Origin of the sequence: Microcoleus sp. N9_A1, assembly GCF_036701795.1 — a bacterium.
GTDB lineage: Bacteria > Cyanobacteriota > Cyanobacteriia > Cyanobacteriales > Microcoleaceae > Microcoleus.
In genome coordinates this window covers 1-24,006 of record NZ_JAUBRI010000023.1, presented here as the reverse complement: position 1 = coordinate 24,006, position 24,006 = coordinate 1, and the positions used below count along the sequence as shown (strand labels likewise).

Sequence of the window (24,006 nt, the reverse complement as noted above, 5' to 3'; positions counted from 1 at the left end):
GGGGCACCGCCCCTACAAAATCATCGTTTTCCGTAGGGGCAATCCCCCCGTGGTTGCCCCGAAACAGCCCTGCTTTCTCCTCTCTTCGAGGCAGAACCGGGTAACGAGAATAAAGTAGCGCTTTGAAAAATAAAAACAATGCAAACAATTAATGGATTTCGGCTTTCACCCCAGCAAAAATATCTGTGGGTGTTGCAGCAAGACAGCCCTGCTTATCGCATTCAATCCGCTATTTTGATCGAGGGAAGTCTTCAAACTGATAACCTAAAGAAAGCTTTAGAAAAAGTTAGCGATCGTCACGAAATTATCCGGACAAGCTTTCAGCGAAAGGCCGGGCTAAAAATTCCTATACAAGTTATCTCCGAACATAGCTCTGTTTCGTGGAACTGGGTTAACTTAAGTGAAGTGACTCCCCAGGAGCAAGAAGCCCAACTTGAAGAGATTTTTCAGCAAGAAAAGAGCGCTTTCTTCAACTTCGAGCGCAATCCTGCTTGGCGCTTGTCTTTAATTAAAATTTCATCTGAGAGGCATATTTTGCTGGTCAGTTTGCCCGCACTGTGCGCCGATAGTCGCACACTAAAAAATCTGGTTCAAGAAATCAGCCAGTGCTATGCCGCCTGCCTTCAAGGCCAAGAAATTACCGATGAAGTTGTGCAATACATTCAATTTTCCGAATGGCAAAATGAATTGCTCGAAGATGAGGAAGCGGCGGAGGGCAAAGAATACTGGACTGGGCAGATTTTTTCAGCGCTAGCGAGTTTAAGGTTGCCGTTTGAAAATAGATTAATTAAGGCGCCCGCTCAATTTACTCCCCAAGCTTTTGAGGTCAAATTAGAGTTAGCTTTGCTGGAAAAAGTGGAAGCGATCGCCCGCGAGTACAACACGTCACTTTCTACATTCTTGCTCGCTTGCTGGAAAATTTTGCTCTGGCGGCTGATTGGCCAATCAGAGCTCGCTGTTGGCGTGGCATTCGACGGTCGAAAATACGAAGAACTAGAGCCAGCGCTTGGGCTGTTTGCCAAATTTTTACCGCTGTCGAGCCAACTAACAGAAAACTTTTCCTTCGCGGAAAGCTTGCAGCAAATTCAGCAGGAAGAACGCCAAGCATACAAGTATCAAGAATATTTCTCCCACGAATATTTAGGCAACTCTTCCGGCTTTCCATTTTGTTTCGAGTTTGAGGAACAGCTCGAAAAGCATTCGGCTAGTGGCGTATTTTTTTCAATTGACAAGCAGTATGCGTGCGGCGATCGCTTCAAAGTTAAACTTTCTTGCCACCGCCAAAATGACTCGCTCGCCGCTGAGTTTCACTACGATCCTATCTTCCTTGCAGACAATAGTATCCGGTGCTTGGCAGAGCAATTTTACGCCTTGGTGCAAAGTGCAGCCAGCAACCCACAAACCGCGATCGACCAACTCGAAATGCTGAGCGATCGCGCCCGACATCAGTTATTACTAGAATTCAACAGCACAAAAGCAGATTACCAGCTCGATAAGTGCGTGCACCAGCTATTTGAAGAACAAGCAGAGCGATCGCCGAACCGGATAGCTGCTGTTTGTGAAAATCAGCAAATTACCTACAGCGAACTCAACGCCCGCGCTAACCAAATCGCCCATTATTTGCAACAATTAGGGATAAAACCAGAGGTGATTGTCGGCATTTGCGTTGAAAGGGGGGCGGGCACGGGGGCACCGCCCCTACAGGCGATCGCTGGAATTCTAGGCATCCTCAAAGCAGGTGGCGCGTACCTACCGCTCGACCCAGCCATGCCCAAAGAGCGCCTAGCATTGATGTTGCAAAATGCTCAGACTCCAGTGCTGTTAACCCAACAGCATCTCCTCAAAAATTTGCCTGAAACTCAAGCACAGATCGTCTGCTTAGACGCAGAAATTCCCTCTGTCTCCCCCTCTCTCTCTCCCCCTCTCTCTCCTGAAAATTTAGCTTATGTCATTTACACTTCCGGTTCCACTGGCACACCCAAAGGAGTCGCCATTGAACACCGGCAACTGCTCAATTACCTGCACGGCATTCAGGAAAAATTAAACCTGCCACCGACTGCCAATTTTGCCACCGTTTCCACATTCGCAGCAGACTTAGGACACACTGTTATTTTCCCCGCTTTGTGTTCGGGCGGGTGCCTCCACATCATCTCTCAAGAACGCGCAACAGATCCTCAAGCAATTGCGGCTTATTTTCAGCAACATTCTATCGATTGTCTGAAAATTGTTCCCTCTCACTTAAAAGCTTTGTTGAGCGATTCTAACGCCTCGCAAATCTTACCTAAAAAGCGATTAATTCTCGGCGGTGAGCCTTTGATGTGGAATTTAATTGAAACAATTCAGAAATACAATCCAGACTGCTTGATATTCAACCATTACGGGCCGACAGAAACAACTGTAGGCGTGCTGACTTATCAGGTAAAAATGCAAGGCGATCGCATTTCCGAGACAGTTCCTTTAGGTCGCCCGCTACCCAACACGCAGATTTATTTGCTCGATTCGCACTTGCAGCCGGTTCCTGTAGGGGTGGCAGGTGAATTATATATTGCTGGTGCGGGATTGGCTCGCGGCTATCTAAACCAACCAGAACTCACGGCAGAAAAATTCATTTGCAATTCATTGACTCAGGAACCGAAAACTCGACTTTACAAAACTGGCGACTTAGCTCGCTATTTGCCAGACGGAAATATAGAATTTATCGATCGCGTCGATCGCCAAGTAAAGCTGCGAGGTTTCCGCATTGAATTGGGGGAAATTGAGGCGGGGCTGTCTCATCATCCCTCTGTACGTGAGGCAGTCGTTGTACTTCAGGAAAATGAACCGGGAAATCAGCGTTTAGTCGCCTATATCGTTGCTCACTCAAAACTCAGCGTTCAGGACTCACAACTGATTGAAAGCCTGCGTTCATTCCTCAAAGAAAAGCTGCCCGAATACATGATACCTTCTGCTTTTGTGGTTCTGAAAGCGCTGCCACTGACTCCCAATGGCAAAATAGACCGTCAAGCGCTTCCTGCACCGTCAATAGCAGCCAATTTTACAGATACGTTTGTAGGCCCTCGCACTCCCGGTGAGAAGATTCTTGCCGAAATTTGGAGCCAGCTTCTCAACCTTCAAAAGGTAGGAATTCACGATAATTTCTTTGACTTGGGGGGACACTCATTACTGATTACTCAGTTGTTAGCCAAAGTGCGAGAATCTTTTCAGGTGGAATTGCCTTTGCGCGTTTTGTTTGAAGCTCCTACTGTAGCTGGTTTAGCTGAAAAAATCGAAATGCAACAAGGGGGCAACACAGCGGGCGATCGCACTGCAAGTTTCGATATTAACGCTGAAGTTGTTTTAGACCCGGCAATTCGCCCTGCAACTCCATGGAGGGAGCCAAAAACTGAACCAGCTTGCATTCTCTTAACAGGGGCGACGGGCTTTTTGGGAGCCTTTTTACTCCGCGACCTCTTGCAACAAACTCAAGCAGAAATTTATTGCCTAGTTCGTTCTGCCGATGCAGAATCAGGCAAAAAGCGGATTCAAAGCAGCCTCGAATCCTATTTAATTTGGGATGAAAGCAGCAGCGATCGCATTATCCCAATTGCTGGAGATTTGTCTCAACCACTTTTGGGGCTTTCCGAGGAGCAGTTCGGAGTTTTAGCCAGTAAAATTGATGTCATTTACCACAATGGCGCGTTTGTCAAGTTTACTTATCCCTACTCGGTTCTCAAACCCGCTAACGTTTTGGGGACGCAGGAAGTTCTGAGATTGGCGAGTCAAAGTAAGCTAAAACCAGTCCATTTAATTTCTACTATTTCCGTTTTCTCGGCCAGGGGAGAATCTGGGATTAAGGTGGTGCGAGAGGAGGATGAACTCACTCCGGGAGAGGGTCTAAAAGGCGCTTACACTCAGACTAAGTGGGTGGCAGAAAAGTTAGTAGAGGTCGCGCGCGCTCGCGGGATTCCTGTTACCATTTACAGGCCAGGTCGCATTTCTGGGGACAGCAAAACAGGGGCCTGCAATCCCAGTGACTTACTGTACAGGTTAATCGCTGGTTGCGTGCAACTTGGATGTGCGCCCGATGGCGATAAGCTGATCAATGTAGCGCCTGTTGACTATGTGAGCCGAGCGATAGTTCATCTTTCGAGGCAAAAAGAATTGCTCGGAAAGACTTTTCATTTAGTCAACACTCAGTCCTTTCAAATGAGCGAATTGCTGGGCTGGATTTGCTCAATGGGTTATCCAATCAAACGAGTTTCGTCTGAGGCTTGGCAAGCAGAAATAATCAATCGCGCTGGATATTCTCCAGAAAATGCGTTGTATCCGCTTGTCGGTCTTTTTTCCGAAAAAGTTTCTGAAGCGGAAATGCCACAATCAGGAACCCTACATTTCGATTGCCAAAATACGCTAGATGGACTTGCTACCACTGACATCACCTGTCCGCAAGCGGATGCGAATCTGTTTCGCACTTACTTTTCCTATCTCGCCGATTGTGGCTTGATAGGTAGCCACAATTAAAACCTATAAGGGCGCAAAGCATTGCGTCCCTACCTAGCTCAATCTCTGGAGACTTCAAAATGAACGAATTGCAGCAAAGACACATGAAAGCGCTCATAGAGCGCTACACCGATCGCACAAAGACATCTAAGAATTTCGCGCAAAAATACCGTCCGGTTCTCGCTGACAATCGGGCTTCTGATGGGTTTCGCCTTCCCGTCAAGGAGATGTTTTATCCCATTGTCGCCGATCGCTCGCTTGGCTCTAAAATGTGGGATGTTGATGGCAACGAATACATCGATATCACAATGGGATTTGGCATCAATCTTTTCGGCCATAATCCGCCCTTTATTAAAGAAGCCCTATTAGAGCAACTCGATCGCGGCGTACAAATTGGCCCACAAGCAGACCTTGCCGGAGAAGTTGCGGAATTAATCTGCGAATTAACGGGAATGGAGCGCGTCGCTTTTTCTAATACCGGCACAGAAGCGGTGATGGCAGCTTTACGATTAGCTAGAGCTGCAACTAAACGCAATAAAATTGCTTTGTTTTCTGGTTCTTATCACGGTCATTTTGACGGAACTCTCGCAGTTCTAAAAAAGATCAATGGCGATTTATGCACCATTCCAAAAGCGCCAGGAATTCTCGCTAATTTTATTCAAGATGTTTTAGTTTTGGATTACGGAAGCCCTCACGCCCTGGAAATGATCAAAGCTCACCAGCATGAATTAGCGGCGGTTCTCGTGGAGCCGGTGCAAAGCCGCCGTCTCGATTTACAACCCAAAGAATTTCTCCACCAACTCAGACAATTAACAAAAGAATCAGAAATTGCGCTGATTTTTGATGAAATGGTTACTGGTTTCCGAATTCATCAAGGCGGGGCGCAGGGGTGGTTTGGCATTGAGGCAGATATTGCAACTTACGGTAAAATTGTCGGGGGTGGTATGCCGATTGGAATTATCGCTGGAAAAGCTGCTTATATGGATAAAATTGACGGCGGTTTGTGGAACTACGGCGATGATTCCTCCCCCCAGGTAAAAACAACAATTTTTGCCGGCACTTTTTGCAAGCACCCACTTGCTCTGGCTGCTGCGCGTTCCGTGCTGCGCTATCTTAAAAGTCAAGGCCCAACCCTTCAGCAGCAGTTGAATCAGCGAACTTCGCAGCTAGTTGAAACCCTGAATGCTTATTTCAAAGAAAATGAAGTCTCTGTCTGGCTTGTAAATTTCGGCTCGCAATTTCGCGCTGCTGCCTCGGTTGAGATAGATCCGCTACTTTTTCACTTACTCGAAAAGTGTATTTTCATATCCGAAGGTCGTAGCTGCTTTCTCTCCACCGCTCACACTAATGAAGACACAGAGCGCATCATTCAGGCAGTTAAAGGGAGTATTCAAGAAATGCGCGAAGGAGGCTTTTTCCCGATTCAGCAATAAACTTGGTTTTTGACCGATCGCATTGGGAGCATCTCACTTCTGCATGCAGCCAAGCTAGAAATTGGAGTTAGGAGCCAGGAGCCAGGAGCCAGGAGGAAAGAGTCAGAAAGAAGGAGGAAGAAGGAAGGAGCCAGAAAAAGTGTTTTTACAAATATGAGATGCTCCCGATCGCATTTTTAACGGACTCAGATTTAACTCACCTCCGAACCTCAATTTTCAGGAATGGAGAACGGGGTGATCATTAGGGACAGAAATTATTGAATATTTCTACTTACCATTGTCTCGGATGATTCACTTTGATCTACTCAATCCATGTACGCTGCCCGTTGGGGGTTGCGGAATGTGGGTTTAAATGTCTGTGCGTTGCATCTGCGGTTTCCTCGCTCAAAGATTTAGGCAATAAGTCTAATGACTAATGGCTACTGACTACACTGACTACTGACTAAATCAATCATTAATAAATTCACCTTCACAGATAATCGAGTCTCGGTTCTCCAAATCTTCTTGATTCCAGACGGCGTTTAATGCTGCGGAACTTAAGGAAGTTGACATCGTATTTAATGTTGTGTTGTAGTATTCGACAGCATTATTAAGTTCCACCTGCGGCGCTTCCTTAAAGTACGAATTAATATCAGGCGTGCACCGCTGGGCCTGGTAGTATAAATAAGATTCAGCATTAATGCACATTACGTGGTAAAAATCCTTATTTGCTGTCGCAATATCTCCAAGTTTATACAGCGCTAAACCCCGGTTGAGGTAAGCTTTAACATAGTTGGGATCGAGTTCCACTGCTTTGTTAAAGTCTTCAATTGCAAGCTGCATTTGTTTTAATTTATAGCGAACGCAACCTCTGTTATAATACGCATAAACATTATTTGGATCGATGCCGAGTGCAGTGTTATAGTCGGCGATCGCCTGCGTATTGTCTCCTAATTGGTGGTAACAGAGACCGCGATTTATGTAAGCTTTGATATATCTAGGATTCAATCGCAGCGTTTCGTTAAAGTTCTCCGTTGCTGCTTCTTTTTCTCCCAAAAGGTAGTAAGCGCGCCCCCGGTTGTAATAGGTTTTATAATTGTGGGAATTGATAGAGAGAGCTTGATTGTAGTCTTCTATTGCTTCTTCGTAATGCCCTAAATTAGCAAGTACGAGTCCTCGGTTGTTGTAGATAGCGTGGTTATTAGGCTTACTGGCTAAAGCGCAGTTGAGATCGTCAATGGCTTTTTCGTGTTCTCCGAGATGGCGCCAAGCATTGCCTCGATTCAGATAGGCCTCGAACAAGCTAGGATTGATATCTAGTGCTTGGGTGAGGTCTGCGATCGCCTTTTGGTAGTCTTTCATGTAATAGTAAACCAAGCCGCGATTGTTATAGGCTTTGGCATCGGCGGGATTGACTTGCAATATCTGATCGAAGTCCTCAAGTGCCGCTTCATAGTTTCCTTTCTTGGCGCTGTGCAAACCGCGCTTGTAAAATTGTTTGAGGTTCATAGGTCAACTTTCAGGATTGCTTGATGCTGGGGGTTGATTCCTGTGCAGTCAGTTTTGAGTTCGACAGCCGTTAATCTGTTGGAAGAGCATCCACCTGCGATCAGAGTAACTCTTAAATGATTCCCGGCAATCTACCGTAAACAGGCTTTTTGGTTTATTTTAACAGTAGTTAAATCCTGTTGAAAGGATCTGCACCTGGGCTGGATTTACTTAGTCAGTTCGATTGTTTACCCGACGATCGACTTGAGCTCAAAAGTCTAGTTTTACTTGGTGCTCTGTGTCTCTTGATGTGGCGGCGATCGGCGCGATCGGCAAATTAAGTTTGAGACAGCTACTTAGTATAAATTATGGCCAGCAGTTATACTGAGTAAACTCTATATTTTTTTGACAAACTTCGTCTCCGTATTTGCGGCAGTACGTCTCTACAAACTTTTGTTGCCTAATTACCCCTTACCGATTGATTTCCTCTTCCACATAAACTCTCAATTTCTCCAAATCTGGAAGTTCGACCAATTCTTGTTCCTTTTCCTTAACGGACACGGGCATCATCACAGGTTGACGGTGCTCTATCCAGCAACTAGCCAGCGGCAAAGTTTGTTCCAAATCTTCCAAAGGCCTGGGAATTACCATCACCGCGTTCAACTCGCCAATTCGCTCAGCTTCGTACATCCCCGCTTCTACGGCTACTGCTACATCTGCGACTGCACCGCGAATAATTGCCGTGCACAAACCGGCGCCAATTTTCTCGTAGGCGGCCAAGTGTACGTCTGCGGATTTGAGCATAGCATCGCAAGCGCCGACCATTGCCGGAAATCCCCGGGTTTCGAGCAAACCGATCGCCTGATTGCTCAACCGAGAATAACTGCCACTTTCCGACAGTTGAGTCAGGCGAAAGCCGATCGGCAAAACCACTTCCAAATTAGCCAAAGGTCTAGCAATCACCAACTTAGAAACAAACTGCCCGAACTGTTCGGCAGTTTGAGCTCCAGCTTCCACCGCCAAACGCACGTCGGAAATTCTGCCCCGGACGATCGCAGTACAGTGACCGGAACCAATTTTTTCGTATCCTACTAAAATCACCCCTGCCGACTTCAGCATCATGTCAGCAGTCCCCACAATTGCCGGAAAACTCTTGGTGGATACCAAACCCAAAGCAGTGTCTTTGAAGTATTCCTGGCGCTGCGATCGCTCTTCGTGACTGTTACGATCTGTTTGTCCGTCCATCTTCTATTACCCTTAGAAACTTCCCAAAATAAAAATTTGTTGATAGTTTATAGTTTCTCAGATGAGAAGACAGACTGCACGAGCTACAAGACACAGATTGCTGCTGCAAGGCCTTACAAATTGCTGAGCTACCAATAATATGAGATTACCTATTTATATTTGATCTTTCTGCCTTCAGCATAGCTGCCTTTTGGCGAAATGACGGCTACCCGGAACCGCCCGATAGAGTTTGGCCGTTTTCCTCCGATCGATTAAAAGCTTGCCGGTGCGGAAACAGCGTCCCCAACAGCCGATTGATGTGAGCTTGACCGTACAGAATAGTTGGCGTTTCCCCTGGTTGGGGAGGCTCTGCAGCGGTGGATTCCGGCGGGTCTGGGGCAGTCTCTGGCGCTGTTTGAGGCGGTGTTTGGGTGGGTTGTGGCGGCTCGATCGGCTCGATCGGTCGATCGACTGGTGGCGTAGTGGCTTCGGGGGTTTCTGGTGATGTTGGCGCTGCTGTTGGCGCTGCGGTTGCTTCTTCTGCGGCGGCTTGGCGGCTGGTATCTCCGATTAGAGAACCTGCTGGCATAATTTGCATTTTGTCTATACAAGGATTGATTATGGTCGTCCCGGCGCCAATACAGGCATTTTCCCCGATCGTCCCCGCACCTACCACCAGCACCCCTGCACCCAGAATAACGCCCGCCGCGATTTCCAGAGTACCTTCACGGGCGTGAAGGATAACTCCCATACCGATACAGGCACTGGCGGCGATCAAGATCCGGCTACCCGGATCTGCTTGCAGGATGACTCCAGGGGCGATCGCCGCACCCTCATTCACAACTACATCGCCACTCATCAAAATCTGAGAGTTGCTACTTAATTGCAGTGGCGATAAATACATTCAACTTCACCATGAAAGGAGCTATAATTTTAGATATAAGGACTTTAAATTATCGGTTTTCTCGACTGATACAATTAATCCTTTCAAGCTAAGAAACTAGGATTTAGTATACTAAGAAGCTTGAGGCTTTAACGTTTTCTAGAAAGTTTCAGAAGATTCTAGATTTTGACCAATACTTCTCAATCGAGTTCTCTAAATATCTAAAATCTAACTTCAATGCGATTGCATTTCTCCCGCCAGCCCAACAGAGAACTTAACGGGAGAAACCAGCTAATTACCTGACCAATTAAGGGCGTTGGATAATTTCTTCGAGAACCCGGCGCTTGGCCTTGGAGTCGATACCAAGCAAGCGGACGTAATCGCCACTGTGTTCTGTCATACAGCCTTCGAGAGCGGAAATCACTTCCGATTCGCGGTTAGATGATATCGGCGCGCAACTACTCCAGGAACCAGTACGGAAACGACGCGCGTCGGCGTGTTCTGTGCCAATTTTGTAGCCTTGGGAAAGCAAATTGCGGATTTGGTCGATCGTCTTACCAGTCAACTTTCCACTACCAGCCGCACCAGTCGAAGCTGCTTTGAATCCCGATGTTCCAGCCGGCTTAGCCGATTGAGCAACCGGGCCATCGGGACGCTGAATAATTTCTTCAACTATGCGGCGCTTAGCTTTCGGATCAATCCCGATCAAACGCACATACTCGCCCGTATATTCGTTCATCACAGCTTCCAAAGCGGCGATCGCCTCAGATTCGTTTCTGACTTGCAGCGAAGCCCCGCTTTGCCAAGAACCAGTGCGGAAGCGGCGCGCATCGGCGTGTTCCGTCCCCACCTTGTAGCCTTGAGCTAGCAAGCCACGAACCTGAGCCACTGTTTCGGCACTCAATTTTCCGCTTGACACGGAACCGCTATTGTGGTATGAAGCTTGTTGTGCAACTTTACCGTTAGATTGGTGAGTTTTCGCACCGTTAGAACCGTTAGAGCCATTGTCTCCCGGTCTTTGGACGATTTCTTCTAGTACGCGGCGCTTGGCTTTGGTGTCAATCCCGATCAAGCGGACGTATTCTCCTTGGTGATCAGCCATGCAAGCTGACAAAGCCGCGATTACTTCAGAGTCGCGGGTTGAGGAAATCGGGCCACAAGTGCGCCAAGAACCGGTACGGAAGCGGCGCGCGTCGGCGTGTTCGGCTCCCACGCTGTATCCTTGGGCTAGTAAATTGCGGATGCTATCGGCTAGAGAAGAACTCAATTGGGTGCCGGCATGGGTAGAATATTTGGTTTGAGTCATATTGGGGTTTTTAGTTTGCTCGTTGCGAATTGGTGCTAGACAGGCGATGTTCTCAGCGCAGCGATAACCCGTTCTCAGAGCGTCATTGATGCCGATGACATGGGTAGCAAATTGAACGTCAGAATCTTGAACGTCAGGCAAGCGATCGGCTTGCTTCTGATTAGTGATGATGGCTCCCGAAGGTACGTACTTACCGGGGGGAATCTCCACATCTTTAATTAGTACGTGCATCATCACAATGCAGCCGTTGCCCACTCTGGCATTGAACACCGTAGAGCGAAAGCCGATAAAGCACTCGTCACCCACGTAGGCAGGGCCGTGAATTAAACTCATGTGGGTGAGGGAAGTATTTTTCCCCACCCACACAGAATAGGACTTGCCGTCGTCTCCTGTGACTCGGCCTTGTTCTAGGCCGTGAATCACTACTCCGTCTTGAATGTTACTGCTTTGTCCGATATAAAAAGGAGTGCCTTCATCGGCGCGGATAGATGTCCCGGGGGCAATCATCACATTAGAACCGATCTGCACATCCCCAATAATGTTAGAAAAGGAATGTACGAAGGCGGTGTCGTGAATTTTGGGCTCAGCCAAGTTTTTCGACCAAGGCGTCGGGGGAGCCGCAACGTTGCGGACTGCCATAAATTAAGTTCTCCTAAACTGAAAAATCTTTTTGTTAGTTGTTAGTTGTTAGTTGTTAGTTGTTCACTGTCAACTGTTCACTGTTCACTGTCAACTGTTAGCTGTTCACTGTTCACTGCCAACTGTCAACTGTCAACTGTCAACTGTCAACTGTCAACTAGCGGTACGGGTCGTCTTTTTTACTGTAAATGAGGCGGTTTTCTACATTGACAGTATCTATAATGCCTACTACTAGAGCATCGATCGGACGGTTTTCGCTGCCGGGGGCGATCCGGGCTGCGCTGCCTCGGGTTACTAAAACCCATTCATCTATACCAGCGCCCACGCAGTCAGCGGCTACCTCATAGCCGGGAACTGGTGAACCTTCCTCATCGATGAATTGCAGCAGGAGAAATTTCGATCCTCTCAGCGTCGGCTCTTTTTGGGTACTGACAACTGTGCCGAGAACTTTGGCCATTTGCATTTTAGGTAATAGGTAATAGGTAATTGGTAATTGTCATTTTTACAGGGTCACTTGTTTTTTTTATTAGCTCTGTCCGATTTCCGTTGTCCGCCTTTTAAAGCTTCGTCTAGTAACTAATGACTCATGACTCATGACTAATAACCAATATCCCATGCCCACCTCAATTAAAAATTAAAAATGCTAAATCAAAAACATCGCGATTTTTAATTTTTAATTACCAAACGCCCCTAACAGCCGTAAAGCGAAGCTATCCCGTAGGGAATCGCCTATCTTATGATCTGTTGAGGGGGCGAATGCCGCTCACGCCTTCACGGAACTGTTCTACAGCTTCGGTGTAGCGAATGGGCAACACGTACTCCAAGTTTTCGTGAGGGCGGGCGATAATGTGGGTGGACATCACTTGTCCGCCGTTAACGCGCTTCACTGACTCTACTCCGGCTGCGACAGAAGCTTGCACTTCCGAGACATCTCCTCTTACAATGACCGTAACGCGAGCGCTACCGATTTTTTCGTAGCCTACCAAGGTGACGCGGGCTGCTTTGACCATCGCGTCAGCGGCTTCTACCACTGCGGGGAAGCCTAATGTTTCGATCATGCCAACTGCAATTGCCATTGGTTTTACTCCTGATTGAATATTTGGGGAACTAAACTGTTAATTTTTGACGATCGCACAAATTTTCTTTTAAGGAAATTTTTGTGCGCTAAGAACTTAGTAGCCTCGGAACTGTTCTACTGCTTCTGTATATCGAATCGGCAGAACGTATTCTAGGTTTTCGTGGGGGCGAGCGATGATGTGGGTAGATACGACTTCTCCGCCGTTCACCCGCTTGACGGATTCCACTCCGGCAGCCACTGAGGCTTGAACTTCCGACACGTTGCCGCGCACAATTACGGTGACGCGGGCGCTGCCGATTTTTTCATAGCCCACAAGGGTAACGCGAGCAGCTTTGACCATAGCGTCGGCAGCTTCCACAACAGCGGGAAAACCTTTTGTCTCAATCATTCCCACGGCAATTGACATTTTTGAATCTCCTTTGAGGATGAGCGAAATTACCGTTACAAATCTTTGAGAAATCTAAAAATTTGGACGGGGAGGCCCACATTATTTAGTAATGCAGTGTAAAGCTTCCTATCCTATAAGAATAGGGGAAGCTGTCCACCTTGACAATATAAACTAACATCATAATGTTTAATAACAAAAATTAAAATTTTTTATGTTACTTAAAATAATTTAATATTTATTTAATAATCTTAATATTAAAGAGGGGTAGATGCCGACGGCGAGGGGTATCAAAGTAAGTAATAATACTCATACAAAGTAGAGTTCGGTATTTCAGTTGACAGTTGACAGTTGACAGTTGACAGTTGAGTGCGACCTCTACCTGGAAGTCCGAGGATTGGAGTAATGAATAGTCTTCTTTTAATTTCTCCCTACAAGGCTTGGGGCTTTAAACCAATTCTTTCTGGTAAAGGCGGAGCTGATCACTGCCTGGAAACTTGGGGATTCCAAAAGGGGGATCGCGGGGAAATTGGTGAAAAAGGCAGTCTTGGCCCATCGGCAGGCATTTTTTTGTTTGAGTGCCTCTTCTGCTCAGCCAGTAAATTTGTGTTGAGAGAATTATCAGTTTTGATGCTTTAATGTATAGTTAATCTGGAGTGCAAATTATTTTGCCACAACTATACGATCGGGTTTAGTCAAAGTTTTAGGGTGTCGGGCGATCGCCCGCGACTGTTTTTGTATAAAGGCAGCCAGTAATTTCAAGTTTAAGGGATAAATTAAATGACTGAATTTCTCCTCCAAGCCTGTTGGTGGGTTCCTTTATATGGCTTAATTGGCGCAATTTTAACTTTGCCGTGGTCTACAGGAACCGTTCGCACCACAGGGCCGAGGCCTGCAGCTTACTTCAATTTGTTGATGACTGTATTGGCTTTCATCCACGGAACGGTGATTTTTAGAGCAACGTGGGATCGACCCCCCCAACAGTTGCTCGTACACTGGGTGCAAGCAGCAGATTTAAATTTGTCTTTTGCCATAGAAATCTCCACCATCAGCGTCGGAGCAATGGAGTTAGTTACAGTTCTGAGTCTGCTAGCACAAATTTACGCTCTTGGCTACATGGAAAAAGACTGGGCGCTAGCTCGATTTTTTGGGCTGCTCGGTTTTTTTGAAGGAGCAATTAGTGGCATTGCCATTAGCGACTCGCTGCTGCTAACTTACGCTTTGTTGGAATTGCTGACGCTTTCAACTTATTTGCTAGTCGGGTTTTGGTACGCTCAACCGCTGGTAGTAACGGCGGCTAGAGATGCGTTTTTAACAAAGCGTGTAGGAGACGTACCGCTGCTGATGGGAGTAGTGACGCTTTCTACTTTAGCGGGAAGTTTGAATTTTTCCGATTTAGAAATATGGGCTGCAACTGCAACTTTGTCTCCTTTGGTAGCGACTCTTTTAGGTTTGGCTTTAATCGCTGCACCTACAGCCAAGTGCGCTCAATTTCCCTTCCATTTGTGGCTTGACGAGGCGATGGAAGGGCCCAACCCGGCTTCGATTATGCGGAATACGGTTGTTGTAGGTGCTGGCGCTTATATTTTGATTAAACTTCAGCCTGTTTTAGCGCTGTCGCCGGTGACTGGTGTGGTGTTGGTGGTTTTGGGTGCGGTGACGGCGGTTGGCGCTTCCTTGGTAGCGATCGCCCAAATCGACATCAAAAGAGCACTATCGCATTCTACCAGCGCTTCCTTGGGTTTAGTGTTTATCGCGGTGGGACTCAATCAAGTTGACATTGCTTTGCTGTTGCTGTTCGCGCACTCGATCGCCAAAGCACTATTATTCATGAGCGTAGGGTCAATTATTACCACAACTAACACTCAAAATTTAACAGAAATGGGTGGGTTGTGGTCGAAGATGCCTGCCACGACTATGGCTTATTTAGTAGGCGCTGCAGGGATGGTAGCGCTGTTACCTCTGGGCAACTTTTGGGCGATGCGACGCTGGCTCAACGGTTTTTGGACAGTGCCCTTGTGGTTAGTAGTTGTATTGCTTTTGGTTAACTGTTTGACAGCGCTAAATTTAACTCGCATATTCGGTTTAGTGTTTGTGGGAAAACCGCAGCCAAAAACTCGCAGAGCTCCAGAAGTTGGTTGGCCGATGGCTTTGCCGATGGTAATTTTGACGGTGATTGGGCTGTTGGTGCCTTGGATATTGCAGAAGTGGCAACTGTTAATTAGTTGGACTGGGCCTTGGGCGACAACTGGGGATTTTGATACTTTAAATTTGCTGTTGAAGACTCTGGATACTCCGCTGTTAATGTTATCTGGCTTGATTGGCGTGGCGGTTGGCGTGGCGATTTATTGGTACGACGTTTTACCTCGACCGGTACGGCTGCCGATTCCAGCGGTGCAGGATTTGTTTGCTTACGACTTTTATATCGATCGAGTTTACCGCTTGACTGTGGTTTGGGCTGTGGCTTCGATTTCTAAAATCAGCGCTTGGACTGATAAGTATGTGGTGGATGGGGCAGTGAATTTGTTCGGTTTTGCCACAATTTTCAGCGGTGAAGGGTTGAAGTACACCGGCACCGGTCAATCGCAGTTTTATGTGTTGACTATTGCGGGGGGGGTTGCTGTGTTGCTGGCGTTGACTATTTGGCAGTTTTGAACCGCAGAGGTTGGCAGATAAATTTTTCGGGGTTTGTCTGCTTTTTGTCTGATGTTATTTAATTTTTAACCGCAGATGAGGGCGGATGAACGGGGATGTAGGCGAAGCCTTCCCGAAGGGTACGCAGATGATTTTATTCTGGGTTTGTCTGCTTTTTTATCTAATTTTATTCAAACTCGATCGGCCACAATTCGGCAACCGGAACTTCCCAACCGGGTAACAGTTCGGGAATTGAAATCATGTCGCCGTCTCTCAATACAACTGGCTCGGCTGTCGAAGTGTAAATTGTTACTGTGCGCTTGTCCGGGTCGATTAATATTCCTACTTTGGCTCCGCTTTCGATAAATGATAGAATTTTTTCTCGGAGGGGTTTGAGGCGATCGGACTGAGAGTTGATTTCTACAACTAAGTCGGGAACAAGTTCGGCAAAATACCTTTTACGTTGTTTGAGGCGATCGGCACAAAAGAAACATCGGGAAATCTCAGATCGGAATTGGGGAGGATAAACCCGCCGCTAGATTCAAATACTCGTCCGAGTTTGCGAGGTTTAACCCAGTTGCCCAAAAGTCTGCCAAACTCTGCCCCAATTTCGCTCGATACAATGTCTGATGGGCCCATAAGGATAATCTTCCCGTCTACGAGTTCTAATTGGTAGTCTAGATGTGCTTCCGAGAGTATACCTTGCAGTTGTTCCAAGTCGGCAACGGTGAGGCGGGTGGAACGAGAACCGGATTTAATTTGCAAATCTTCTCGATCTGTAAGACTTGAGGTCATAGGAGGATTCCAGAGACATTTGAATCTATGTTAACAAGAAAATCAGCCGATCGCTTTTATATGTAGTTGCTTTGCGTTAATGTTAAATATAACTCTAAATACTGTGTAACAAAGGAAAGTTTTAATTGATGCTCAGTGCTTTAATCTGGATACCAATGTTGGCTGCTGCCCTGATTGGGCTCTGGCCCGGTTCAGTGAGTCCTAAAATAGTTCGGAATGTAGCGATCGCCATTGCGGGTATAACTTTTATTCTCTCGGTGATTTTGGCAGTTCAGTTTGATGCCAGTACCAGTCAGTTGCAGTTTGCGGAATTTATTCCTTGGATAGATGTTTTGGGATTGAATTATAATCTCGGCGTTGATGGTTTGTCTCTGCCTTTGGTAATTTTAAATACTCTGCTGACAGGAATAGCTATTTATGCTACGGATGAGTCGATCCGCAGACCTCGACTTTATTATTCTTTGATTCTGTTAATTACCGGCGGCGTAACAGGGGCTTTTTTATCTCAAAATTTGCTGCTGTTTTTCCTGTTTTTTGAGGTAGAATTGATTCCGCTTTACCTGTTAATTGCGATTTGGGGAGGCGAGCGCCGGGGTTATGCTGCTACTAAGTTTTTAATCTATACTGCATTTTCCGGAATTGTGCTGCTGGCTGCTTTCTTGGGCACTGCTTGGCTTAGCGGTGCTTCTAGTTTCGATATGGTTGGTGCAGCGGGCGCATCGCATTTGCAAGGAGGATTGCCATTGCCTTTGGTAAGGCAAATTGTTTTGCTGGCAGGGGTGTTGCTGGCTTTTGGTATTAAGATGCCTTTGGTGCCTTTTCATACTTGGCTGCCGGATGCTCACGTAGAAGCTTCGACGCCGGTTTCGGTGCTGCTGGCGGGGGTGCTTTTGAAGCTGGGGACTTATGGGATGCTACGCTTTGGTTTGGGTTTGTTTCCCGAGGCGTGGGCGGTGGCGGCACCTTGGTTGGCGAGTTGGGCTGTGGTGAGTGTGCTTTACGGGGCGAGTTGCGCGATCGCCCAAAAAGATATGAAAAAAATTGTAGCTTACAGTTCGATCGCTCACATGGGCTACATTTTGTTAGCTAGCGCCGCAGCTACTCCGATTAGTATGTTGGGAACTGTTTTGCAAATGGTTAGCCACGGTTTAATTTCGGGGCTCCTATTTTTGAGTGTCGGTATTGTTTACAAAAAATCCGGCACCCGCAACATCGATGTGCTCAAAGGTTTATTCAATCCCGATCGCGGTTTGCCGATGATTGGCAGTTTAATGATCCTCGGGGTGATGGGAAGTGCCGGCATTCCGGGGTTGTCGGGATTTATTGCTGAATTTTTGATTTTTCGGGGCAGTTTGCCAGTGTTTCCCGTGCAAACTTTGCTCTGCATGATCGGCACTGGTTTAACTTCAGTTTACTTTTTAATTATGGTCAACCGCGCCTTTTTCGGCCGCCTTTCGGATGTGGTGGTAAATTTGCCGCAAGTCCGCTGGCGCGATCGCATTCCTTCGCTGGTTTTAGCAGTAATTATCGCCATCATGGGAGTGCAACCTGGTGTTTTAGTTGCTTTGAGCGAGAAAACTGCGATCGGAATGGTAGCTAATGTGCCACCGCAAGTTAAAGTGATTGCTCAAAACTTGAAATAAAATATGACCTAGGTTCGTAGTGAGGAATGCAAGTCCTCTGTTAACAGCTTTTAGTCCATAGGTTCGTAGTGAGGAGTGCAAGTCCTCTGTTAACAGCTTTTAGCCCATCATTAAAGGACTAAAGTCCTTACTACAAACCTATTTCTTCGTTCTTCCTTCTATTCAGGCTTAATTAAAATGACAAGTACCGTATTAAAACCATCTTCCCATCCCCTCTCCGCATACATTGATATCTTGGAATCAGGCAAAGCTTTACTGCCTGAATCTACGGAAAATGTGGTTGAAGTTGTCGGCGTTCTGAAAAGTTATGCTATTGTTTTAGATGCCTATTCTCGCAATCTCAATTATATTGCCGAAGAACAGTTTTTAGTGCTTTTTCCGTTTTTTAAATATTTTAACGGAGAGGTGACGCTGCCCAAATTAAGGCGCTATTTGTGGCACGATCGCATAAATTTTGAGTATGCTGAGTATTGCATGAAAACAATGCTTTGGCACGGCGGCGGGGGTTTGGACAGTTATTTGGATTCCCCGGAATTTAGCAGTTTGGCCGAAAAGGCGATCGCTGCTAAACTGAAAGGCAATTTTTTCATGCAGGGACTCAACAAAGCATTTCCTGATTTTTTGCCGGAACAAGTGCGGATGCTGGCTTACTACACCGGTCTCGGTCAGTTTTGGCGGGTAATGAGCGATTTGTTTATGGACTTATCTGATTCCTACGATCGAGGGGAAACTAAGTCTATTTCTGATGTAGTTGATTTTGTCAAAGCCGGTTTAGTCGCCGGGGCCAGCCTACCGATTACCTACAGCGTCAAGATTCACGGTCAAGTCTACGATATCATTCCGGCATCGGCTAACTTGACATTTTTACCAGATGTAGCCGTGCCTTATGTAGAGGCTGTTTTCTTTCGGGGTACAGCTTTTTTTGGCACAGTTTCCTACAACGCTCAAGCTCATCAAATCCCGGAAAAACAAAAAGATTTTGCCTACGGGGCTTTGTTTGCTGACCCTTTACCTATTGGAGGTGCAGGGATTCCGCCAACTCAATTGATGCAAGATATGCGTCATTATTTGCCGGAGTATTTGCACGAAGTTTATCGCACTAGCTGTCGCGGCGAAGACGATGTGCGCGTGCAAATTTGCCAAAGTTTTCAGAAGTCAATGTTTTGCGTGACGACGGCGACTATTTTGGGTCTAGCACCTCATCCGATGAATACCTCAGACCCAGAGGAAAAAAAGGCTAATCGGGCTTATTTGGAAGCTTGGATGGATCGATTTGGGAATTCTCGCTTGGATTGGGCAAATCAGCCAACTAACCGGGCCTGTCAGTTGTTCCCAGAACGGTAGTCATTAGTCATCAGTCATTAGTCATCAGTCATTAGTCATCAGCATTTTGTAGGGGCGGATTTAGCTAAGGATATATGATACAAATGACTAAAAAAAGGGCAAAACCCGCCCTCAGTCATTAGTCATTAGTCATTAGTCATTAGTCATTAGTTGTAGGGTGTGTGACAGCGAGAAAGCTTTGACTTGTAGTTTGTGACTTTGGACTGTCACGCACCTTTTTTTCAACTTCCAATTCCCAATTCCCAATTCCCAATTCCCAATTCCCCAACTACTAGATTCGGACTAGAAGACTCAGGCCGTGAGAGTCCGTGCCACAAGTTCCCAGCAAACCATAAGTTTCTGCTAATTCTTTGACTAAAGCAGTTTGTTTGGGACTCGGTTTCCAAGGATTGGGATTACCGTAAGCATAGTAAATCTCTACACCGTCAATGCCGAAACGGACTGCTTCTGGGATTAGTTTATCTGCGGTCGATCGATACCGGCAAGGATGTGCTAGAACTGCTAAACCTCCTGCTTCATGAATAGCTTCAATTACTCTGGCTGCTGAATAACAATAAGCGCCTTCTGTACTTTTACCTCGCAAGTAAGGTTGGAGACTGGGATGTTGCGGATCAAAGGCGTAACCGAGAATGTGTACATCGTTGTTGAGCAATTCGGCATTAATTTCAGCGCCTGTCCAGAGACTAGGTGCTTCGCTATTTTTGTCGGGATGGTTTAATTTCCAATTATCCAGCCAAATTTGAGCTTTAAGGTAGCCTTGGGTGCTGTGGTGGTCGGTGATAGCGAAGCCTTTGAGACCTCCGGCTATGGCTTGTTCCATCAATTTCTCTGGCTGCAATCGCCCGTCGGAGTAGACTGTGTGCATATGAAAATTATAGGAACCCGGACAGCTATCGGCATCAATTGTCTGAAAGACTTGTTTGAGTGCTGAGATATTCTGGGCTTCTGGTTTGAGACTAGAACTTGTTGGGGAAGCGAGATTGACAGCCATAAGCGTTATTATAAAAAAAACTAACCTTGTTTAATATATCTAATAAATTGATATGTTGCACCTGTGGCAAGAGTCGGCTGTAGGATTGAAACATCTGGCGGATTGTTGCGTTCGGCACAAAATATCAATTCACTCGCACATCTTGCACAATTCTTTATCCAGAATTTTATTGTCGGGTGGGGGCGGGTTTATGAGATTATTGATTTTAGGCAATTTATAGTTGGTAAAACTCGCCTCTACAGGTTTGGGGAGAATGCCGCAAGATATCAATTTACTCGCACCTATTGCATCATTCTCAGCAACAGGCTTTCCGGCCTGTTCCACAAAGAGTAAATTTTATTGTGGAGTGGGCACCCTGCCCACGCTTAAAAGGTTTGTGGAAAATGCCACAAGAGATAGCAATCCTCGCATCATTTGTGAATTTCTTACTCCCTCCCCTTGGTAAGGGGAGGGTTGGGGTGGGGTAAAAAGTTTACGACTCCTGCAAGGATTGCTATATCAATTCAATCGCACTTTAAACCTGCGGCTGCGGCTGTGGAAAATTCGATCGGCACAAATGTAACTCCAAACTGTTCTCTAGAACACGGTACAATATGCGCCACTCGTTTAGGAGGGTTTTTCCGATTTCCAGTCTTCGAGTCAAACTCAATTATACCCGAGGCTCCTTCGGCTTTAAAGTTTGGATCGGCTAAGGTTTTTTGCATTCCTTGGCGGCTAGGTTCTGGCTGCATTTCGAGGGCTTTAATCAGCGTCCGGGCGGCATCGTAGGTTAAAGCCGATCGAGTATTGACCGGGCCTCCCCACAATTTTTCAGCGTTTTGCGGAAATTTTTTGTCAAAACTTATTAATGGATGCCAAAACACAGATATGCCCAGTTTTTCAACAGACTTTAGCTCTTTTGCTACTTCTAACGTTCTCGGTTCGTACAGAGTCCAGGGCCCGACAATCCAATTGCGATCGCCATTAGCTTTAATCATTGCGATCGCATTTTCCAGGGAATTAGTGACTTGACCGTCGGGAATGACAAGTAAGGCTGTTTTTCCGGCTTTCTCAACTTCTTTGATTGCTGCTTCGGCGTCTAAATTATTTTTAGATAAATCGTAATAATTCCTAATTCTAAAAGTCGAGCCTCCTTTGGCTTCAAATTGCTCTTTGAATTCTTCCCACAAAGAAGCGCTAAACGGACTGTTGGGATTGTAAAATACTGCGGCTTTTTTCTCACCGACCAAGAGCAGTTGATTTACTAAAGCTTCAGCTTCTATTCTAGTTGTCGGAGCCGTCCGAAAGAAAAATTTTCGAGGTTTTCTCGTCAGTTCTTCTGTTGTGCTTCCTGGAGAAATGGCGATTAGTTGATTTCGATTGTAAATATCTACGGTTTCTACAGTCATGTCGCTGGTGTAGTGGCCGATAACTGCTAGAATATCGGGCTGAGCGACCAGATAATTAGCCCTTTGAATCGCGTAGGATTTGATATTGCCATCATCAGCAATGATGACTTTGAGACCTTTTCCTTTAATAGCTTTTGGTTGGAGAAAGCCTTGACCGGGAAAATTTTTATTGTTCTCATTTGCAGCCAGAAGACCTAAATTAACTTCGGTTTGAGCTTGAGCAATGCCACGAAGCAGTTCTTCTGCTAAATTTGCGTTGAGGATGCTGCCGTCCTGATTTCTGCGAATGGGAACAACAATTGCGATCGTGTAATATTCTGCATTTATTGCCTTCAGCAGAGCATTGTTGATGTAAATTAAAGTTTCTGGATCTCTGCGGTCTTCCCGCCAGGACTGTTTGAGCAATTTTAAAGCTTCGGGATAATTTGAGTCGGCAAACTCATTGATTCCCCTTTGTTTTGACCACAGGGCAGAGGTTTGCACTAGGAGTTTTCTGCCGGAACTTACACCATCGCCGGAGGGTGTAGGCAGCGTTGGTTGCGGGGAAATTCTGGGGATTAGCGGGGAAATTCTGGGGATTAGAAATACGATCGCCCCAAAAGCCGCAATTCCCGCAACGCCGAACAGCAGCCAGCGAAAGTGCGATCGCAACTTCCGCGAAGTTTTGGGTAACTCGGGCCCTTTAACGATCGACAAATCCAAGTCTTGCAAAACTTCATCCACAGATTGGTAGCGGTCTTGAAAGTGGAAACGCACCATCTTGGTTACAATATTTTTGAGCTTGTCGCTAACTTGTACCGCAGGGCGATCGGGCGTCGAGTAATCCCAGACAATTTCCCCAGTTTCGGGGTCTTGCGGCAGATTGGTGGGACGTTGGCCAGTGAGAGCTTGGATGGCGATGATTCCGAGGGCGTAAATGTCGTTGTAGGGTTGCGGGAGAGACCGCGGGTTGTATTGTTCGGCCGGCATATAACCGCTAGTGCCGATCACCTGCGATGTTAATATTTCACCTGTAGAGTTAGAGGTAAAAGTGCTGATTTCTTTGACAGCCCCAAAATCAATTAAAACAATCTTTTTATCTGTTTCACGCCGAATTAAGTTAGCAGGTGTAATGTCGCGGTGAATAATATTTTCTTGATGGACTGATTTTAATATTTCCAGAACTTCCCGCAAAAAAGCAACAGTTTGTCTCTCCGTCCACTGTTTACCGGGAGTGAGTTCTTCCTTCTTGAGCGGATGTCCTTGAATGTATTCTTGAACTAAGTAAAAATTGCTATTTTCTTCAAAGCAAGCGAATAATTCGGGAATGCACGAGTGATTGCCGAGACGGTACAAAGCGCTAGCTTCCCTTTCAAATCGCCTCCTTGCCATCTCCAAAACGCGCGGATCGTTCGATGAGGGAAAAGGAATTTCCTTAACAACGCACAGGGGATTTCCGGGTCTACTTAGATCGTTAGCCGTGTAGGTGATCGCACACCCTCCCTGTCCCAACTCAGCGATAATTTTGTAGCTTTTGTGGAGGATATGCCCTAATTTGAGACACATATATTTTTCCAAAACCTCTTGACAGGCTGCGGTCTTTAATGTTGATTATAAGCTTTTTCGTTGCCAGATACAGCTTGGCAATATGTCAAATTCGTCTGGGTCGATCTCAAAAACACTATAAATGTCAGCAATTCCTCATTCCCTATTCTCCATTACTGATGACTGGTGACTGATGACTAATGACTAATTAACTGTAGTTTAGACTAAAAAATGATTGCAGCCAAAAGTAGCCGCCTTAGAATATCCGGCAAGCTGTTACTCAAAAACTCAAGAGGGAGAAGATTAAATAACTAATCTTGAAGACTTTTTACGTCGAGAAACCCGTTTTTTCACAGTGGGATATCGCGGTGCTACCGTCCGTACCCTTCCTTTTTCCCAGCCGGGGGATTTTCCCCTCTGTTTAGGCATTTTTGCGGGAGTACCAATGTCAACTAAAAGCGACAACATTGATTGAGCAACACGTCCAGGGGTTAAATTAATCGTAGCAGATTGCCTGCAGTAATACATTCTCAACCACTAAATCCCTAGCTAGCCAGAGTTGCCAACTCATCAACGGCATTAAATCACTCCAACGCTCGGATTGTTCGGGAGTTCTCAGGTTAGGCAATGTCCAGTGCAATCTTTGCTTGGCAAACCTATACCAATGATCCACTCCAAAACGTCGTAAATATTTGAACCAGACTGTTTCTAGAGGGAGAGTTCGTTCTCCCACCCAAGCCAACCATAAGGGTGGAAATGGCTGACCATTTGACATGGGCTTCATTCTTTGGAT

At 46.2% G+C, this 24,006-nt stretch carries 16 protein-coding genes and 1 pseudogene; 6 read left to right on the top strand and 11 right to left on the bottom strand.

All coding sequences use genetic code 11. The features are described 5' to 3' along the window. Positions 1 to 138 precede the first annotated feature (138 nt). Positions 139 to 4,500 carry an amino acid adenylation domain-containing protein gene (locus QUA58_RS13140; RefSeq protein WP_333394401.1) on the top strand — a complete coding sequence of 1,454 codons (4,362 nt, stop codon included), beginning with the start codon at positions 139 to 141 and terminating at the stop codon, positions 4,498 to 4,500. 59 nt (positions 4,501 to 4,559) lie between these two features. Further along, on the top strand, positions 4,560 to 5,912 hold the full coding sequence (locus tag QUA58_RS13135; protein ID WP_333394400.1) for an aminotransferase class III-fold pyridoxal phosphate-dependent enzyme: 1,353 nt from the start codon (positions 4,560 to 4,562) through the stop codon (positions 5,910 to 5,912). A 447-nt stretch (positions 5,913 to 6,359) separates the two neighbouring features. Here the strand turns inward: QUA58_RS13135 and QUA58_RS13130 are convergent, their stop codons facing one another. The 7 genes from QUA58_RS13130 to QUA58_RS13100 form a co-directional block, all read right to left on the bottom strand. Beyond that, positions 6,360 to 7,400: a tetratricopeptide repeat protein gene (locus tag QUA58_RS13130; protein ID WP_333252705.1), complete on the bottom strand. Its 1,041-nt coding sequence runs from the start codon at positions 7,398 to 7,400 to the stop codon at positions 6,360 to 6,362. Between the two features lie 450 nt (positions 7,401 to 7,850). After that, positions 7,851 to 8,624, bottom strand: coding sequence for a BMC domain-containing protein (locus QUA58_RS13125; RefSeq protein ID WP_333394399.1), 774 nt, complete (start codon positions 8,622 to 8,624; stop codon positions 7,851 to 7,853). Between the two features lie 205 nt (positions 8,625 to 8,829). Then, positions 8,830 to 9,507: a carbon dioxide concentrating mechanism protein gene (locus QUA58_RS13120; protein WP_333252717.1), complete on the bottom strand. Its 678-nt coding sequence runs from the start codon at positions 9,505 to 9,507 to the stop codon at positions 8,830 to 8,832. Between the two features lie 286 nt (positions 9,508 to 9,793). After that, positions 9,794 to 11,431, bottom strand: coding sequence for a ribulose bisphosphate carboxylase small subunit (locus QUA58_RS13115; protein ID WP_333252719.1), 1,638 nt, complete (start codon positions 11,429 to 11,431; stop codon positions 9,794 to 9,796). A 157-nt stretch (positions 11,432 to 11,588) separates the two neighbouring features. Next, positions 11,589 to 11,894, bottom strand: coding sequence for a EutN/CcmL family microcompartment protein (locus QUA58_RS13110; protein ID WP_172186882.1), 306 nt, complete (start codon positions 11,892 to 11,894; stop codon positions 11,589 to 11,591). Between the two features lie 271 nt (positions 11,895 to 12,165). Next, the gene (locus tag QUA58_RS13105) at positions 12,166 to 12,507 is read right to left on the bottom strand and encodes a carbon dioxide-concentrating mechanism protein CcmK (protein WP_006635058.1); all 342 of its coding nucleotides are present in this window, start codon (positions 12,505 to 12,507) and stop codon (positions 12,166 to 12,168) included. Positions 12,508 to 12,603: 96 nt separating this feature from the next. Next, entirely contained in the window at positions 12,604 to 12,915 is a 312-nt protein-coding gene (locus tag QUA58_RS13100; protein WP_006635059.1) for a carbon dioxide-concentrating mechanism protein CcmK, read from the bottom strand. Between the two features lie 384 nt (positions 12,916 to 13,299). On the opposite strand from QUA58_RS13100, the gene QUA58_RS13095 reads away from it, so the two are divergent. Continuing rightward, the gene (locus QUA58_RS13095) at positions 13,300 to 13,533 is read left to right on the top strand and encodes a hypothetical protein (RefSeq protein WP_333252721.1); all 234 of its coding nucleotides are present in this window, start codon (positions 13,300 to 13,302) and stop codon (positions 13,531 to 13,533) included. A gap of 141 nt (positions 13,534 to 13,674) precedes the next feature. After that, positions 13,675 to 15,549, top strand: coding sequence for an NAD(P)H-quinone oxidoreductase subunit F (locus QUA58_RS13090; RefSeq protein WP_333394398.1), 1,875 nt, complete (start codon positions 13,675 to 13,677; stop codon positions 15,547 to 15,549). Between the two features lie 166 nt (positions 15,550 to 15,715). On the opposite strand, the pseudogene QUA58_RS13085 reads toward QUA58_RS13090, so the two are convergent. Beyond that, positions 15,716 to 16,323, bottom strand: a pseudogene (locus QUA58_RS13085) (Uma2 family endonuclease). A gap of 128 nt (positions 16,324 to 16,451) precedes the next feature. On the opposite strand from QUA58_RS13085, the gene QUA58_RS13080 reads away from it, so the two are divergent. Both QUA58_RS13080 and QUA58_RS13075 read left to right on the top strand, forming a co-directional pair. Further along, positions 16,452 to 17,966 (top strand): NADH-quinone oxidoreductase subunit M, encoded by a 1,515-nt coding sequence (locus tag QUA58_RS13080; RefSeq protein WP_333394397.1) that lies wholly within the window; start codon positions 16,452 to 16,454, stop codon positions 17,964 to 17,966. Positions 17,967 to 18,143: 177 nt separating this feature from the next. After that, positions 18,144 to 19,310: a CO2 hydration protein gene (locus QUA58_RS13075; RefSeq protein ID WP_333394396.1), complete on the top strand. Its 1,167-nt coding sequence runs from the start codon at positions 18,144 to 18,146 to the stop codon at positions 19,308 to 19,310. Positions 19,311 to 19,581: 271 nt separating this feature from the next. On the opposite strand, the gene QUA58_RS13070 is transcribed toward QUA58_RS13075, so the two are convergent. The 3 genes from QUA58_RS13070 to QUA58_RS13060 form a co-directional block, all read right to left on the bottom strand. After that, the gene (locus QUA58_RS13070) at positions 19,582 to 20,301 is read right to left on the bottom strand and encodes a PHP domain-containing protein (protein WP_333394395.1); all 720 of its coding nucleotides are present in this window, start codon (positions 20,299 to 20,301) and stop codon (positions 19,582 to 19,584) included. Between the two features lie 503 nt (positions 20,302 to 20,804). Then, complete coding sequence (locus QUA58_RS13065; protein ID WP_333252732.1) at positions 20,805 to 23,234, bottom strand: bifunctional serine/threonine-protein kinase/ABC transporter substrate-binding protein; 2,430 nt, start codon at positions 23,232 to 23,234, stop codon at positions 20,805 to 20,807. Between the two features lie 475 nt (positions 23,235 to 23,709). After that, on the bottom strand, positions 23,710 to 24,006 hold a 297-nt coding region (locus tag QUA58_RS13060), incomplete at its 5' end, for a hypothetical protein (protein WP_333394394.1).